Here is a 15894-nt window from a genome sequence, read left to right on the forward strand (position 1 = left end):
AGCTGGTTCTCTCCGAAATAGCTTTAGGGCTAGCCTCGAGGTGAAGAGTTCTGGAGGTAGAGCACTGATTGGACTAGGGGCCCCCACAGGGTTACCGAATTCAGTCAAACTCCGAATGCCAGCAACTTGTACTCGGGAGTCAGACTGCGAGTGATAAGATCCGTAGTCGAGAGGGAAACAGCCCAGACCATCAGCTAAGGTCCCCAAGTGTATGTTAAGTGGAAAAGGATGTGGCGCTGCACAGACAACTAGGATGTTGGCTTAGAAGCAGCCACCATTCAAAGAGTGCGTAATAGCTCACTAGTCGAGTGGCGCCGCGCCGAAAATGTAACGGGGCTAAACATACCACCGAAGCTATGGATCCCGTAAGGGATGGTAGGAGAGCGTTCCAAGCAGCAGTGAAGCGGTATCGTGAGGAGCCGTGGAGCGCTTGGAAGTGAGAATGCCGGTGTGAGTAGCGAAAAGAGGGGTGAGAATCCCCTCCGTCGAAAGCCTAAGGTTTCCTGAGGAAGGCTCGTCCGCTCAGGGTTAGTCTGGACCTAAGCCGAGGCCGAAAGGCGTAGGCGATGGACAACAGGTCGATATTCCTGTACCGCCGTACCACCGTTTGAACGATGGGGGGACGCAGAAGGATAAGGTGACCGTGCGACTGGAAGTGCACGGACAAGCAGCGAGGCCGTCGGGTTGGCAAATCCGCCCGGCATACAAGGTTGAGCTGTGACGTGGAGCCCGTAGGGCGAAGCACCGGATTTCACGCTGCCAAGAAAAGCCTCTAGTGAGGAGGTCGGCGCCAGTACCGCAAACCGACACAGGTAGGCGAGATGAGAATTCTAAGACGCGCGGGATAACTCTCGTTAAGGAACTCGGCAAAATGGTCCCGTAACTTCGGGAGAAGGGACGCTTATGGCGACATAAGCCGCAGTGAATAGGCCCAAACGACTGTTTAGCAAAAACACAGGTCTCTGCTAAATCGCAAGATGAAGTATAGGGGCTGACGCCTGCCCGGTGCTGGAAGGTTAAGGGGATGTGTCATCGCAAGAGAAGCACTGAACCGAAGCCCCAGTAAACGGCGGCCGTAACTATAACGGTCCTAAGGTAGCGAAATTCCTTGTCGGGTAAGTTCCGACCCGCACGAAAGGCGTAACGATTTGGGCACTGTCTCAACGAGAGACCCGGTGAAATCATAGTACCTGTGAAGATGCAGGTTACCCGCGACAGGACGGAAAGACCCCATGGAGCTTTACTACAGCCTGATATTGAGGCTTTGTACGCGATGTACAGGATAGGTGGGAGTTTGTGAAGCCGGAGCGCCAGCTTCGGTGGAGACACCCTTGGGATACCACCCTTTGCGTATAGAGTCTCTAACTCGCAGCCGTGATCCGGCTGGAGGACCGTGTCAGGCGGGTAGTTTGACTGGGGCGGTCGCCTCCTAAACAGTAACGGAGGCGCCCAAAGGTTCCCTCAGAATGGTTGGAAATCATTCGAAGAGTGCAAAGGCAGAAGGGAGCTTGACTGCGAGACCTACAAGTCGAGCAGGGACGAAAGTCGGGCTTAGTGATCCGGTGGTTCCGCATGGAAGGGCCATCGCTCAACGGATAAAAGCTACCCTGGGGATAACAGGCTGATCTCCCCCAAGAGTCCACATCGACGGGGAGGTTTGGCACCTCGATGTCGGCTCATCGCATCCTGGGGCTGGAGTAGGTCCCAAGGGTTGGGCTGTTCGCCCATTAAAGCGGTACGCGAGCTGGGTTCAGAACGTCGTGAGACAGTTCGGTCCCTATCCGTCGTGGGCGTAGGAAATTTGAGGAGAGCTGTCCTTAGTACGAGAGGACCGGGATGGACGCACCGCTGGTGTACCAGTTGTTCCGCCAGGAGCACCGCTGGGTAGCTACGTGCGGACGGGATAAGTGCTGAAAGCATCTAAGCATGAAGCCCCCTCCGAGATGAGATTTCCCTTTGAGCAATCAAGAAAGACCCCTCAGAGACGATGAGGTAGATAGGTCATGGGTGGAAGCGTGGTGACACGTGGAGCTGAATGATACTAATCGGTCGAGGCTTTGATCTAGTCTAATGGTTTGTGTTGATGAATCCTCAGTTTTCAGGGAACAAGCCCTGTAGAGTCTGGTGGCGATAGCGAGACGGCCACACCCGTTCCCATGCCGAACACGGAAGTTAAGCGTCTCAGCGCCGAAAGTAGTTGGGGGATCTCCCCCTGTGAGGATAGGACGTTGCCAGGCAAACGGTGGTTCTGGAGCATTCGCTCAAGGGCCGCCGTTTTTTCATATCATCGATTCAGCTTAGTGGAAGAGAGGACGTAAGAAGCAATGGCTAAGAAGATCAAAGTATATGTCGAACCAAATGAAACGGTCAGTGAATGTTTAGATCGAATCAATGAAATGGGTTATCGTCCTATACGCCGTATTGAAAAGCCCGTCTTTGAGCAAACGGGAGCCAAAGATGAACCTGTCCATTCCCATCAGTCGATTTTATTTGAATGCGTCTCTAAAGAATCCTAATGCCAAGCCGTCACACAATCTGCGTGACGGCTTTTTTATGTCTCAAAATGAATGCTCGCGTTCAAAGCATCGATCTCCAAGCGCATCCAATAAAGTTTGAGCTCGTTTTTCTATCTTTTTAGGAAGATTCTCTTTACTAAAGTATTCAAGAGCCAAACTTTCACCATCTTCCATGACGAGCGCTCCATGTACTCCTTTCGCCTGGTATAAATGAATGACACCGTATGTCTCGTCTCCGTTTGGATATTTGAAGTATCCATCTGAACCGGAAAAGACTTGGATTAATTCAAATTGCTCAGCGAGAAGTCCAGTTTCTTCTTTTAATTCTCTAGCAGCGACTTCTTCCAACGTTTCCCCGAGTTCCATCGATCCTCCTGGTAAACCCCAGTCAAGTGTATCCGATCGGAATTGCATCAGTACCTCTTGCTTTTGATTGATGACCAAAATGGTTGCTCCCACACTGATGATCGGTCGGTTGCCAACCACTTCTCTAAGACTCGATATGTAACTCATCGAACTCCCCCCTTTTCAATAGCATACATTATCGGATAAGATTGTGCTGATAACATCCAAAAAGCGAACGATAAATATTCAGACAATTAAAATGTTCGCAGTTTATTGACATGTTTTCAAAGAACAAGGTACGATAGGCGTGTGAGATAAGAAAAATAAATAGTGCTCCATATAATCGCAAGGAAATGGCTTGCAAGTTTCTACCTGATCACCGATTCTGATCAGACTATGGGGTGTAGCGGACGTGTATTTGTCATGCCTATACCCTAAACTGATTGTCGGTTTAGGGATTTCTTTTTGTAAGGGGGACATTGGGAATGAACGTAGCAGTTGGAGTAATCATGGGAAGTTCATCTGATTGGGAGACGATGAAACATACGTGTGACGTGTTGGATGAGTTGCAGATTCCATATGAAAAACAAGTCGTATCCGCTCACCGTACACCAGACCTTATGTTCGAATATGCTGAAGAGGCACGAGGCAGAGGCATCCAAGTGATCATTGCGGGTGCTGGTGGGGCAGCCCACCTTCCTGGAATGGTCGCTGCGAAAACGACACTTCCTGTCATCGGTGTCCCGGTTCAGTCGAAAGCACTCAATGGAATGGATTCGCTCCTCTCCATTGTTCAGATGCCTGCAGGAGTTCCAGTAGCAACTGTTGCCATCGGAAAAGCGGGAGCAACGAATGCAGGATTATTGGCTGCTCAGATCCTCAGCATCCACTCCACAGACATAACACATCGACTGGATGCATTTCGTGAGAAGAAACAAGAGATGGCGATGCGAGGAACGGAGGAGTTGGTCTGATGAGAATCGGAATTTTAGGTGGAGGACAACTTGGACGGATGATGTCACTCAGTGCGAGTGCAATGGGATACACGACACTTTGTCTTGACCCGAACCCCAATGCACCGACTGCTCAAGTGGCAGATTCAATTGTTGCCTCATTTGATGATGTCGATGCCGCAAAAGAACTCGCTGCTCGTTCAGACGTTGTGACGTATGAATTTGAGAACATCGATACGGAAATGATTGCAGCCATCGAAGAAAAATGCCCACAAGGTATGGACGTGTTGAAGGCGACGCAACATCGCATCTTAGAGAAACAGATGATTGAATCAGCGGGACTACGTGTCGCACCATATGTTTCGGTACGTACGGTTCGAGATGTACGGCAGGCATATGAGAAGCTCGGCTACCCATTTGTCATCAAAACGTGTCGTTTCGGCTATGATGGGAAAGGGCAAACGGTCATTCGGTCGGAACATGACCTTCAGACCTTCGCTGAACATTTTGTCGAACAGGAATACGTCGCCGAAGCTTGGTTGCCATTTGAAAAAGAAATTTCAGTCATTGTGACGAGAGGGTATGACGAAACGTCGACATTCCCAATCAGTGAAAACATTCATCACAACAACATCCTACATTTATCGATTGTACCGGCTCGCGTATCAAATGAGATTCAAGAGGATGCAAGACACCTCGCTCTCCAGCTTGCAGACCATATCGGCTTAATGGGAACGCTCGCTGTCGAGCTGTTCGTCATGGCGGATGGCCGTCTATATGTGAATGAGCTTGCGCCGCGTCCGCACAACTCCGGGCACTACACGATTGACGCTTGTGAAACCTCACAATTTGAACAACACATTCGAGCCGTGACCGGGATGCGCCTCGGACGGACGAGATTGACATCGCCTGTCGTCATGGTCAACCTTCTCGGCGAGCATATGCCACGACTTCATGTCAAAGCATTGCCATCGAATGTTAAACTACATCTGTATGGAAAAGATGAAGCGAAGACAGGTCGCAAAATGGGACATTTGAACGTCCTTGGTGACACGGTCGAAGAAGCGCTTCATACCATCGAACAACTGGCAATTTGGAAGGAGACCGTTTTATGATTTCACGCTACACCCGCCCAGAGATGGCAAACATTTGGACTGATCAAAACAAATTCGAGGCTTGGTTAAAAGTTGAACTTTATGCCTGTGAGGCTTGGAGTGAACTCGGTATCATCCCGAAAGAAGATGTACAAGTTCTTTGGGACAAGGCATCGTTCGATGTTGATCGCATTCTAGAGATTGAACAAGAGACACGTCATGATGTGATTGCGTTCACTCGTGCCGTTTCCGAGACACTCGGAGAAGAGAAAAAGTGGGTACATTACGGATTGACGTCGACGGATGTCGTCGACACGGCACTCTCGTACTTAATCAAACAGGCGAATGATCTTTTAGAAGCCGATTTAGATCGCTTCATCGGTATTCTCGCAGAAAAAGCGAAGGCACATAAGTATGACATCATGATGGGACGTACCCATGGCGTTCACGCGGAACCGACCACGTTCGGTCTGAAGCTCGCCCTCTGGTATGAAGAGATGAAACGAAACAAAAAACGCTTCATGGCAGCTCGCGAAACGATTGAATTCGGGAAGATGAGCGGAGCGGTTGGGACGTTTGCGAATATCGACCCGTTCATCGAGTCATACGTCTGTGACAAGCTCGGTATCCAAGCTGCACCGATTTCGACACAGACACTCCAACGTGACCGTCATGCCGAGTACATGTCAACACTCGCATTGATTGCCACATCGATTGAAAAGATGGCAACCGAGATTCGTGGACTTCAAAAAACAGAGACACGCGAAGTGGAAGAGTTCTTTGCGAAAGGACAAAAAGGGTCTTCTGCGATGCCGCATAAACGTAATCCAATCGGTTCTGAAAATATGACGGGTCTTGCACGCGTCATTCGCGGTCATATGATGACAGCATACGAGAATGTCCCACTCTGGCATGAACGTGACATCTCGCACTCATCAGCAGAACGAATCATCATTCCGGATGCGACGATTCTCCTCAACTACATGTTGAACCGTTTCGGTAACATCGTGAAGAACTTGACGGTCTTCCCGGACAACATGCGCCGCAATATGGACCGTACGTTCGGGATCATCTTCTCGCAACGGATCTTACTCGGTCTCATCGAGAAGGGCTGGTCACGTGAAGCAGCATACGACGCGGTTCAACCGAAAGCGATGCAGGCATGGGAAGAAGAGACGATGTTCCGTACATTGATTGAAGAGGACAAAGAGATGGGCGCACTCTTTACGAGTGAAGAGCTCGATGAGTTGTTCGACCCGCGTTATCACGTACGCCGTGTCGATACGATTTTTGAACGCTGTGGTTTGTAATCGTTGAGGGGCGACAAGCCCCTCTCACTTTTAAGGGGGAACGGTTCAGATGAAAGCAATTTATGAGGGCAAGGCGAAGGCGTTATTTGAGACAGAAGAAGCGGGTGTGCTTCGTGTGTACTATAAAGACGATGCGACAGCATTCAATGGAGAAAAGAAAGAGTCGATTGATGGGAAGGGGATTTTAAACAATGCCATCACGACCCAGTTGTTCGAATTGATGCATGACAACAAGATTCCGACGCACTTTATCAAACAAATCTCAGACCGGGAACAGTTGGTCCGCCGTGTCGACATCATTCCGTTAGAAGTGGTCGTCCGCAACGTCGCGGCCGGTAGTCTGGCGAAACGTCTCGGTTGGGAAGAAGGAACACCGCTCCTCGCACCGATTGTCGAGTTTTATTATAAGGACGATGCGCTTGGGGACCCACTCCTCACGGAGGATCATATCCGATTATTGCAAGTTGCTACACACAAAGAAGTCGAAACATTGCGACAACTCGGGCTTTGGGTAAACGATGTCTTGCTCGATTTCTTTGGTCAACACGGCATCGACGTGATCGATTTCAAACTAGAGTTCGGAAAAGTGGATGGGACGATCATCTTGGCGGATGAAATCTCGCCGGATACGTGCCGCCTTTGGGACAAAGAAACGAAACAAAAGCTTGATAAAGATGTATTCCGTCGCGATTTAGGTTCTTTGACTGAGACGTATGGACAATTGTTAACACGCATAGGGGGAAACGGACAATGAAAAAAGTAAATGTGTATGTGACATTACGTGAAAGTGTACTCGACCCACAAGGAGTGGCCGTAAAAGGCGGACTCGAACATCTTGGATTCGCTGGAGTTGAATCGGTGCGCATCGGGAAAGTCATCGAGCTTCGAGTAGCGGACGACACGACAGAAGACATGGTCAAAGAAATGTGTGAGAAGTTACTCGTCAATACGGTCATTGAGAATTATGAAATCGAGATGGGGGTACTCGCATGAAGTTTGCGGTCATCGTCTTTCCAGGATCAAACTGTGACCTCGACATGTACCACGCGGTAAAAGATGTGCTCGGGGAAGAAGCGGAATACGTGTTCCATACGGAAACCTCACTTGAAGGATTCGATGGGGTCCTCTTACCAGGCGGTTTCTCATACGGAGACTACTTGCGCTGCGGATCAATCGCCCAGTTTTCACCAATCATGGCTGAAGTGAAGCGTTTCGCGGAAGAAGGACGCCCGGTACTCGGCGTATGTAACGGATTCCAAGTGCTCGTCGAAGCGGGACTCCTTCCAGGCGTATTGATGCGAAACCGCGATTTGAAATTCATGTGTAAGACCGTCGACCTCGTCGTCGAAAACAACGAAACGATGTTCACAAGTGAGTACGCGGCACAGGAAACGATTCGCGTGCCAATCGCACACGGTGAGGGCAACTACTACTGTGACGATGCGACACTTGCGGCATTGAAGGCAAATGGCCAGATTGCGTTCACCTATAAAGAGAACCCGAACGGATCGGTCGAAAACATCGCCGGCATCACGAACGAGGCAGGGAACGTACTCGGCATGATGCCACACCCGGAGCGTGCGGTCGAAGCGTTGCTCGGTGGGGAAGACGGTAAACGGTTATTCACGTCAATCGTAAAATGGGGGGCACGACATGTTACTTACAACTGAACCGACAGCTACACAAATCCGTGATGAACGGATCTATGCCACGATGGGATTATCGGACGACGAATACGCGCTCGTCGTCTCACTGCTTGGCCGGGAACCGAATTATACAGAAATCGGTCTCTTCTCGGTCATGTGGTCTGAACACTGTTCGTACAAAAACTCGAAACCGGTGCTCCGGAAGTTTCCGACAACCGGCAAGCACGTCTTACAAGGACCAGGAGAAGGGGCTGGAATCGTCGACATCGGTGACGGACAAGCCGTCGCCTTCAAAATCGAGAGTCATAACCATCCGTCCGCAATCGAGCCTTATCAAGGAGCAGCGACTGGGGTGGGTGGAATCATCCGTGACATCTTCTCGATGGGCGCCCGTCCGATCGCTTTATTGAACTCACTCCGTTTCGGAGATTTGAACGAATCACGTGTGAAACATTTATTCGGTCATGTCGTATCCGGCATCGCTGGATACGGGAACTGCGTCGGCATCCCGACTGTCGGTGGGGAAGTCGCCTTTGACCCGGCCTACTCAGGCAACCCGCTCGTCAACGCGATGTGTGTCGGCTTCATCCGTCATGAAGACATTCAAAAAGGAATCGCGGAAGGTGTCGGAAACTCGGTCATGTACGTCGGAGCAACGACAGGGCGCGACGGAATCCATGGTGCCACGTTCGCTTCTGAAGAACTCGGAGAAGACGCAGACGAGAAACGCCCGGCCGTCCAAGTCGGGGACCCATTCATGGAGAAACTCTTGATTGAAGCGTGTCTCGAAGTCATCAAACATCCTGCGCTCGTCGGGATTCAAGACATGGGCGCAGCCGGATTGACGTCATCGTCAGCAGAGATGGCATCAAAAGCAGGGATGGGAATCGAGATGAACCTAGACCTCGTCCCACAACGTGAGACAGGCATGACACCTTACGAGATGATGCTTTCGGAATCGCAAGAGCGGATGCTCCTCGTCGTCAAAGCAGGACATGAAGACGAAATCGAAGCAATCGTCACGAAGTGGGGACTTCATGCAATCAAAGTTGGGGAAGTCATTGAAGAAAAAGTACTTCGTCTCGTTCATCAAGGAGAAGTCGCAGCGGAAGTACCAGTCGACGCACTCGCAGAAGACGCTCCTGTCTATCATAAACCGTCTAAAGTTCCAGCATATTATGAAGCTTTCCAAGCAATGGAGCCGGTCACACCAATCGTCGAAGATATGATGGCGACATGGAAAGATGTCCTTGCGATGCCGAGCATCGCCTCGAAACGTTGGGTGTATGAGCAATATGACCATATGGTACAAACGTCGACAGTCGTCGCACCAGGTAGTGATGCCGCGGTCATTCGCATTCGTGAGACGGAGAAGTCGCTCGCGATGACGACAGACTGCAACGCGAAATATGTATATCTCGACCCACGTGTCGGTGGAGCCATCGCTGTCGCGGAAGCGGCACGAAACATCGTCGCAAGTGGTGCAGAACCACTCGCCTTGACGGACTGTCTCAACTTCGGGAGCCCGGATAAACCGGAAGGGTTCTGGCAGCTCGATCAAGCCGTCGAAGGAATGGCAGAAGCGTGTCGTACGCTCGATACGCCGGTCATCGGTGGGAACGTATCGCTTTATAATGAATCAAACGGACAAGCCATCTACCCGACACCGGTCGTTGGAATGGTCGGACTCATCGAGAAACCAGAACATATTACGACATCGTTTGCGAAACAAGCGGGAGACGTCGTCTTCTTACTCGGTGAGACGAAAGCGGAATTTGGCGGAAGTGCCCTTCAGATGTTGCAAGACGGAAAAGTGAGCGGTCATGCACCGACACTCGATCTCGAGAATGAACGTCAGACACAGAAGGTATTGCTTCACGCCATCCGTGAAGGTCTGGTCACGGCGGCACATGATGTATCAGAGGGTGGTCTTGCGGCAGCGTTACCGGAACTGGTCTTTGGAACAGGGTTCGGCGTGGACGTGACGATCGACACAGATCTCGTGACGGCGCTATTCAGTGAATCCCAGTCACGTTTCCTCGTGACGGTCGACAAGGCACATGCCGAGGCATTTGCGCGCATGACGAACGGGACAGCAATCGGGACAGTTACAGAAGCATCCACACTTGTCGTTCGTGCAAGCGACCGCTTGATTGAAATGGACGTACAAGAGTTGGAACGTGTATGGGAAGGAGCTATTCCATGTTATATGACATCCGAGGCATGAACGAGGAGTGCGGCGTCTTCGGTGTGTTCGGTCACATCGAAGCGTCACACCTAGCCTATTACGGACTGCACAGCTTGCAACACCGTGGCCAAGAAGGAACGGGAATCGTCACGGCAGACGGAGAGCGTCTCCACGCGAAACGTGGACTCGGACTCGTCACCGAAGTGTTTGACGAAACATCTCTCGACGCACTCACCGGGAACCATGCGATTGGACACGTCCGCTACTCGACGGCTGGCGGCAACACGCTCGAGAATGTTCAACCGCTCCATTTCAAGTCGTTGACTGGCGATTTGGCGATGGCGCATAACGGAAACCTCGTGAATGCGAACGAGTTGAAACATATGCTCGAAGCGGAAGGTGCGATTTTCCAGACGACGTCCGACACGGAAGTCGTGGCCCATCTCATCAAGCGGAGTCGCGGCAATTCGTTGAAAGAACGGATCGCTGACAGCTTGGCCCGTCTCGTCGGGGCATTCGCATTCCTATTCTTGACGGAAGATGCACTGTACGTCGGTGTTGATGTGCATGGGTTACGTCCATTGTCACTTGGACAAACCGAAGACGGGGCTTACGTGTTCGCTTCGGAAACGTGTGCGTTTGACGTCGTGGGGGCAACGTACGTACGAGATGTTGAACCAGGAGAATTGCTCATGGTCACGAATGAAGGGATCACGTCGGAGCGATTCAGTGAAGCGGCAGTCCGTGCCATGTGTTCAATGGAATACATCTACTTCTCACGACCGGACTCAATCATCGATGGCATCAACGTGCATACGGCACGTAAAGCCATGGGGAAAAAGATGTTTGAAGAAGCACCGGTCGAAGCGGATGTCGTGACAGGTGTGCCGGATTCAAGTATTTCCGCGGCAATCGGCTACGCTGAGGCGAGCGGAATCCCATACGAGATGGGTCTCATTAAAAACCGATACGTCGGACGGACGTTCATTCAACCGTCCCAGGAACTACGGGAGCGCGGCGTGAAGATGAAGTTGTCAGCGTTACGCGGTGTCGTGAACGGGAAACGCGTCATCATGGTCGATGATTCCATCGTCCGTGGAACGACGAGTCGCCGAATCGTCACGTTACTTCGAGAGGCAGGCGCGACGGAAGTGCATGTGCGCATCACGTCACCACCAATCAAACATCCGTGTTACTACGGAATCGATACATCCACCAAGGAAGAGTTAATTGCGGCAACCAAATCCATTGAAGAAATCAGAGAAGAGATTGGTGCCGATTCACTAGCGTTCCTCACATTGGATGGAACGGTCGAAGCCATCGATCGTCCATTCGAAGGAGCACTACGCGGGCAGTGTGCTGCATGCTTCACGGGACTTTATCCGACTGAACTTGCAGAACTCGTGACAGAGACAAAGGCTTAAGGGGGAAAAGCGATGAGCGTTCGTTATGAACAAGCGGGTGTGAATTTAGAAGCAGGGTACGAGGCCGTATCCCGTATGAAACGTCATGTCGCTCGGACAATGCGTCCGGAAGTGATGACAGGACTCGGTAGTTTCGGAGCGATGATTGACCTCGGTTCGATGAACATGAAACACCCGATTCTCGTGAGCGGGACTGACGGGGTCGGGACGAAACTGAAATTGGCGTTCGCGCTCGACCAACACGACACGATTGGAATCGATTGCGTCGCCATGTGCGTCAACGATTGTCTCGTGCATGGAGCAGAACCGCTCTATTTCCTCGACTATATTGCGACCGGGAAAGCAGAACCGGCCAAACTGGAGCGAATCGTCGCCGGTGTTGCAGAAGGGTGTGTCCAAGCCGGTTGTGCGCTCGTCGGTGGCGAAACGGCTGAGATGCCAGGGATGTATCCGGATGGCGAATATGACATCGCCGGATTTGCGGTCGGTGTCGTAGAGAAAGAAGACTTGCTCGACGGTTCGACGATTCAGGATGGGGATGTCGTGCTCGGACTTGCCTCTTCAGGCGTCCACTCGAACGGGTTCTCCCTTGTACGTCATATCGTGGAAGCGCAAGGTCTTCATTATACGGATGAGATTGCGATGCTCGATACGACACTCGGGAACGCCTTGCTGTTGCCGACACGGATTTATGCCGAAGCGGCGAAAGCGGCCATTTCGACAGGCAAGGTTCAAGGGATGGCACACATCACAGGTGGTGGCTTCTATGAGAATGTGCCTCGCATGTTGCCAGGAGGTCTTGGCATCACGTTCGATGCGTCGAGTTGGCCGAGTCTTCCTGTATTCGACTGGCTCGAACAAGTCGGGAACATCTCGAAGCAAGAAATGTTCAACGTCTTCAATATGGGAATCGGGTATATGATCACGGTACGAGCTGAAGATGTGGAACTCGTCGAAGCGGCGCTTGAACGTGTCGGGGAGACTGCGCACCGAATCGGGAAAGTCGAGAGTCGTCCAGGCATCCGGATTTCAGGAGTGGACCAATGAAACGATTTGCCATCTTTGCGTCAGGATCGGGAAGTAACGCCGAAGCGATCTGGCAAGCGATCGCCGATGGTCAATTGTCTGCCGAATGTGTGTTGCTCGTGACGGACAAACCAGAAGCCACTGTTCTCGATCGAGCGGAACGTTATGGGATCTCAAGCTTTTCGTTTACACCGAAGGCGTACGCGTCAAAAGAAGAGTTCGAGGAAGAGATCCTCGTCCTGCTCCGTACGCTTCGTGTAGACTATATCGTGTTGGCGGGGTATATGCGCTTGATCGGAAATGTGTTACTATCCGCATATCCGAATCGCATTCTAAACATTCATCCATCGCTTTTACCAGCTTTTCCGGGTAAAGACGCAATCGGACAGGCGCTTGACGCCAACGTGCCGACGAGTGGTGTGACCGTTCATTATGTGGATGCGGGGATGGACACGGGTCCGATCATCGCACAGGCGTCTGTCGAGATTGAAGGGTGTGACCGCACCGAGGCGACGCGTCGCATTCAGACGATCGAGCACCAACTGTATCCGCGCGTATTACAACAAGTGTTGAATCAACAGGAGGTTTTCAAGTGAGAGCATTATTAAGTGTTTCTGATAAAACGGGAATTGTCGAACTCGCGACCGTCTTGCATGAGGCGGGCATCGAGCTCATTTCAACAGGTGGGACCGAGGCTGCGCTTCAGCAGGCGGGATTGCCAGTCAAGAACATTTCGGAAGTGACATCGTTCCCTGAAATGTTAGACGGCCGTGTCAAAACGTTGCACCCACTCGTTCACGGGGGCTTGCTCGGACGTCGCGACCTCGATACGCATGTCGCACAAATGAAAGATCATCACATCGAACCAATCGATTATGTCGTGGTCAATCTGTATCCGTTCAAGGAGACGATTGCGAAAGAGAATACGACATACGAAGAAGCGATTGAAAACATTGATATTGGTGGACCGAGCATGTTGCGTTCGGCTGCGAAAAACCATGCGAGTGTCACCGTCGTCGTGGACCCGAGTGATTATACACTCGTCGCCGAGGAAGTACGTGGAGGCGGTACATCGTTTGAAACACGTCAACGTCTCGCGACGAAAGCGTTCCGACATACGGCTGCCTATGACGCGTTGATTGCCGACTACTTAGGTCGTCAAATCGGCGAAACGTTCCCAGAGCAGTTGACGGTCACGTATGAAAAAGTTCAAGACCTTCGTTACGGAGAGAACCCACACCAACAAGCGGCGTTTTATAAGACACCGTTATATGACGGGATGACACTTGCGAAGGCGACACAGCTTCACGGGAAAGAGCTCTCGTATAACAACATTCAAGATACGAATGCAGCCCTTGAAGCACTCAGTGAATTGACTGAGCCGGCGGCAGTCGTCGTCAAGCACATGAACCCGTGCGGCGTTGCAGTCGGACGGACGATTTCTCAAGCGTTCGAACGTGCCCATGCGGCCGACCCGGTCTCCATCTTTGGTGGAATCGTCGCCTTAAACCGTGAAGTCGATCTTGAGACGGCAGATGCCCTTCGCAACATCTTTTTAGAGATCATCATTGCCCCATCCTTTAGTGAGGCAGCACTTGACCGATTGAAAGAGAAAAAGAATCTTCGGTTGTTGACGTTAGATATGGGACAGATGACAGGCATGCGCCTTACGGCTGTCGCCGGAGGATTGCTCGTACAAGACGGGGATGACATGACACTCGATGATGCCTCATGCCAAATCGTGACGGATCGTCGCCCGACAGCAGCGGAATGGGAAGACTTGAAACTTGCATGGCGTGTCGTCAAGCACGTCAAATCGAACGCGATTGTCGTCGCAAAAGACGAGACGACGATTGGAATCGGTGCCGGACAGATGAACCGCGTCGGTGCAGCGAAAATCGCTTTTGAACAAGCCGGGGAACGCGCGTCAGGCGCGGCTCTCGGAAGTGATGCCTTCTTCCCGATGGCAGATACGGTCGAAGCGGCAGCGGCTGCAGGAATCACGGCCATCATCCAACCGGGTGGGTCGATTCGCGATGCCGAATCGATTGAAGCGGCAAATCGCCATGGCATCACGATGGTATTCACATCAGTCAGACATTTCAAACACTGAGAGGGGTTTGCGTCATGAACGTATTGGTCATCGGTCGAGGAGGGCGCGAGCATGCGCTCGCATGGAAGTTGAAACAAGACGGGCATCACGTCTTCGTTGCACCGGGCAACGACTTCATGGAAGGGATGACGTGCGCGTCGATCCATGAAACAGACGTGGAGGCGCTCGCCCATTTCGCAGAAGAGAACGAAATCGAATGGACGATTGTCGGACCGGAGTCGTCGCTCATGGCAGGAGTCGTGGACACGTTCCGCGACAAAGGGCTGAACATCTTTGGACCGACGAAAGCGGCTGCCTTACTCGAGGGAAGCAAGGCATTCGCCAAAGAAGTCATGATGGAAGCCGGAATTCCGACAGCGGCATACGAGGCGTTCACGGATGCGGCATCGGCGCTTGCCTATATCGAGAAGCTCGGTGCACCACTCGTCGTCAAGGCGGACGGATTGGCTGCCGGTAAAGGCGTCACGGTTGCGTTCACGGTCGAAGAGGCAGAAGCTGCCGTACGTGATATTTTCACGACGGATAAATTTGGCCAACAGTCACAAGTCGTCATCGAGGAGTTCCTCGATGGGGAAGAGTTTTCGCTCATGGCATTCGTCTCGGGAGAGCGTGTCATTCCGATGATCACCTCGCAAGATCATAAACGTGCCTATGACGGCGACGGGGGACCAAACACGGGTGGGATGGGCGCATATAGCCCGATGCCGCATCTTTCAAAGGACGTGTATGAGGAGGCCGTCGAGACCGTATTAAAACCGCTCGCACAGACGATGGTCAAGCGAGGTACTCCATTTGAAGGATTCTTGTACGCCGGTCTCATCTTGACGGCAAATGGACCAAAAGTCATCGAATTCAACGCACGCTTCGGTGACCCGGAAACGGAGGTCATCTTGCCGAACTTGAAATCGCCGCTCCTTGACGTGATTGAAGCGGTCGTTCGCCAAGAATCGTATTCGGTTGACTGGATTGACGGATACACGATGGGTGTCGTCATTGCGGCCGAAGGGTATCCGGACCGACCGATCACGGGCCAGGTGTTGTCAGGATTTGAGTCACTTCCGAAAGATGTGCTAGTCTTCCATGCCGGCACGACAAAGAAGGGCGATCAAGTCGTAGGGAGCGGAGGTCGTCTACTCGTTGTGACGGCGACGAAGCCGACACTGCTTGAGGCGAAAACGGCTGTGTATGCGGCAATTTCACAACTCGATCTACCTGAAACGTTCCACCGAACGGACATCGGGTCACGGGCGTTCACACAGATTATTTGAAGGATGGGTCA

14 protein-coding genes, 2 rRNA genes and 1 riboswitch (1 of these 17 only partly in view) are annotated in these 15894 nt (G+C 51.8%); of the genes, 15 read left to right on the forward strand and 1 reads right to left on the reverse strand.

Going from position 1 to position 15894, the window contains the following annotated elements:
• The 3 genes from EAT1B_RS11350 to EAT1B_RS15800 form a co-directional block, all read left to right on the forward strand.
• A 23S ribosomal RNA gene (locus tag EAT1B_RS11350) occupies positions 1–2065 on the forward strand (it extends 849 nt beyond the left edge of the window).
• Positions 2066–2120: 55 nt separating this feature from the next.
• Positions 2121–2237: ribosomal RNA gene (gene rrf / locus EAT1B_RS11355) — 5S ribosomal RNA — on the forward strand.
• An 87-nt stretch (positions 2238–2324) separates the two neighbouring features.
• Positions 2325–2516, forward strand: coding sequence for an NETI motif-containing protein (locus EAT1B_RS15800; RefSeq protein WP_015880702.1), 192 nt, complete (start codon positions 2325–2327; stop codon positions 2514–2516).
• A gap of 42 nt (positions 2517–2558) precedes the next feature.
• Here EAT1B_RS15800 and EAT1B_RS11360 read toward each other — a convergent pair whose 3' ends face one another.
• Entirely contained in the window at positions 2559–3029 is a 471-nt protein-coding gene (locus EAT1B_RS11360; protein WP_015880703.1) for an NUDIX hydrolase, read from the reverse strand.
• Between the two features lie 147 nt (positions 3030–3176).
• Positions 3177–3278: riboswitch (purine riboswitch) on the forward strand.
• 68 nt (positions 3279–3346) lie between these two features.
• Here EAT1B_RS11360 and purE point away from each other — a divergent pair.
• Genes purE through purD form a run of 12 tightly spaced genes read left to right on the forward strand, consistent with a single transcriptional unit; the run spans position 3347 to position 15883 of the window.
• The gene (purE, locus tag EAT1B_RS11365) at positions 3347–3835 is read left to right on the forward strand and encodes a 5-(carboxyamino)imidazole ribonucleotide mutase (RefSeq protein WP_015880704.1); all 489 of its coding nucleotides are present in this window, start codon (positions 3347–3349) and stop codon (positions 3833–3835) included.
• Positions 3835–4929, forward strand: coding sequence for a 5-(carboxyamino)imidazole ribonucleotide synthase (gene purK, locus EAT1B_RS11370; protein WP_015880705.1), 1095 nt, complete (start codon positions 3835–3837; stop codon positions 4927–4929). The genes purE and purK overlap by 1 nt, the downstream gene beginning before the upstream one ends.
• Complete coding sequence (gene purB / locus EAT1B_RS11375; protein ID WP_015880706.1) at positions 4926–6218, forward strand: adenylosuccinate lyase; 1293 nt, start codon at positions 4926–4928, stop codon at positions 6216–6218. Before purK ends, purB begins: the two co-directional genes overlap by 4 nt.
• A 49-nt stretch (positions 6219–6267) precedes the next feature.
• Positions 6268–6972, forward strand: coding sequence for a phosphoribosylaminoimidazolesuccinocarboxamide synthase (gene purC / locus EAT1B_RS11380; protein ID WP_015880707.1), 705 nt, complete (start codon positions 6268–6270; stop codon positions 6970–6972).
• The gene (gene purS, locus EAT1B_RS11385) at positions 6969–7211 is read left to right on the forward strand and encodes a phosphoribosylformylglycinamidine synthase subunit PurS (RefSeq protein WP_015880708.1); all 243 of its coding nucleotides are present in this window, start codon (positions 6969–6971) and stop codon (positions 7209–7211) included. Before purC ends, purS begins: the two co-directional genes overlap by 4 nt.
• Positions 7208–7888, forward strand: coding sequence for a phosphoribosylformylglycinamidine synthase subunit PurQ (gene purQ, locus EAT1B_RS11390; RefSeq protein WP_015880709.1), 681 nt, complete (start codon positions 7208–7210; stop codon positions 7886–7888). Before purS ends, purQ begins: the two co-directional genes overlap by 4 nt.
• Positions 7872–10091 (forward strand): phosphoribosylformylglycinamidine synthase subunit PurL, encoded by a 2220-nt coding sequence (gene purL, locus EAT1B_RS11395; protein WP_015880710.1) that lies wholly within the window; start codon positions 7872–7874, stop codon positions 10089–10091. The genes purQ and purL overlap by 17 nt, the downstream gene beginning before the upstream one ends.
• Complete coding sequence (gene purF, locus EAT1B_RS11400; protein ID WP_015880711.1) at positions 10067–11476, forward strand: amidophosphoribosyltransferase; 1410 nt, start codon at positions 10067–10069, stop codon at positions 11474–11476. The genes purL and purF overlap by 25 nt, the downstream gene beginning before the upstream one ends.
• Before the next feature lie 12 nt (positions 11477–11488).
• Positions 11489–12523, forward strand: coding sequence for a phosphoribosylformylglycinamidine cyclo-ligase (gene purM / locus EAT1B_RS11405; RefSeq protein WP_015880712.1), 1035 nt, complete (start codon positions 11489–11491; stop codon positions 12521–12523).
• Positions 12520–13098 carry a phosphoribosylglycinamide formyltransferase gene (purN, locus tag EAT1B_RS11410; protein WP_015880713.1) on the forward strand — a complete coding sequence of 193 codons (579 nt, stop codon included), beginning with the start codon at positions 12520–12522 and terminating at the stop codon, positions 13096–13098. Before purM ends, purN begins: the two co-directional genes overlap by 4 nt.
• Positions 13095–14615 (forward strand): bifunctional phosphoribosylaminoimidazolecarboxamide formyltransferase/IMP cyclohydrolase, encoded by a 1521-nt coding sequence (gene purH, locus EAT1B_RS11415; RefSeq protein ID WP_015880714.1) that lies wholly within the window; start codon positions 13095–13097, stop codon positions 14613–14615. The genes purN and purH overlap by 4 nt, the downstream gene beginning before the upstream one ends.
• A 14-nt stretch (positions 14616–14629) precedes the next feature.
• Complete coding sequence (gene purD / locus EAT1B_RS11420) at positions 14630–15883, forward strand: phosphoribosylamine--glycine ligase (RefSeq protein WP_015880715.1); 1254 nt, start codon at positions 14630–14632, stop codon at positions 15881–15883.
• Positions 15884–15894: the final 11 nt, after the last annotated feature.

The organism is Exiguobacterium sp. AT1b (genome assembly GCF_000023045.1).
Classification (GTDB): domain Bacteria; phylum Bacillota; class Bacilli; order Exiguobacteriales; family Exiguobacteriaceae; genus Exiguobacterium.

Coding starts and splice junctions, on each gene's coding strand:
- EAT1B_RS15800 (WP_015880702.1), top strand. CDS start 2,325: ATGGCTAAGAAGATCAAAGTATATGTCGAACCAAATGAAACGGTCAGT.
- purM (WP_015880712.1), top strand. CDS start 11,489: ATGAGCGTTCGTTATGAACAAGCGGGTGTGAATTTAGAAGCAGGGTAC.
- purS (WP_015880708.1), top strand. CDS start 6,969: ATGAAAAAAGTAAATGTGTATGTGACATTACGTGAAAGTGTACTCGAC.
- EAT1B_RS11360 (WP_015880703.1), bottom strand. CDS start 3,029: ATGAGTTACATATCGAGTCTTAGAGAAGTGGTTGGCAACCGACCGATC.
- purE (WP_015880704.1), top strand. CDS start 3,347: ATGAACGTAGCAGTTGGAGTAATCATGGGAAGTTCATCTGATTGGGAG.
- purC (WP_015880707.1), top strand. CDS start 6,268: ATGAAAGCAATTTATGAGGGCAAGGCGAAGGCGTTATTTGAGACAGAA.
- purK (WP_015880705.1), top strand. CDS start 3,835: ATGAGAATCGGAATTTTAGGTGGAGGACAACTTGGACGGATGATGTCA.
- purL (WP_015880710.1), top strand. CDS start 7,872: ATGTTACTTACAACTGAACCGACAGCTACACAAATCCGTGATGAACGG.
- purQ (WP_015880709.1), top strand. CDS start 7,208: ATGAAGTTTGCGGTCATCGTCTTTCCAGGATCAAACTGTGACCTCGAC.
- purB (WP_015880706.1), top strand. CDS start 4,926: ATGATTTCACGCTACACCCGCCCAGAGATGGCAAACATTTGGACTGAT.
- purD (WP_015880715.1), top strand. CDS start 14,630: ATGAACGTATTGGTCATCGGTCGAGGAGGGCGCGAGCATGCGCTCGCA.
- purF (WP_015880711.1), top strand. CDS start 10,067: ATGTTATATGACATCCGAGGCATGAACGAGGAGTGCGGCGTCTTCGGT.
- purN (WP_015880713.1), top strand. CDS start 12,520: ATGAAACGATTTGCCATCTTTGCGTCAGGATCGGGAAGTAACGCCGAA.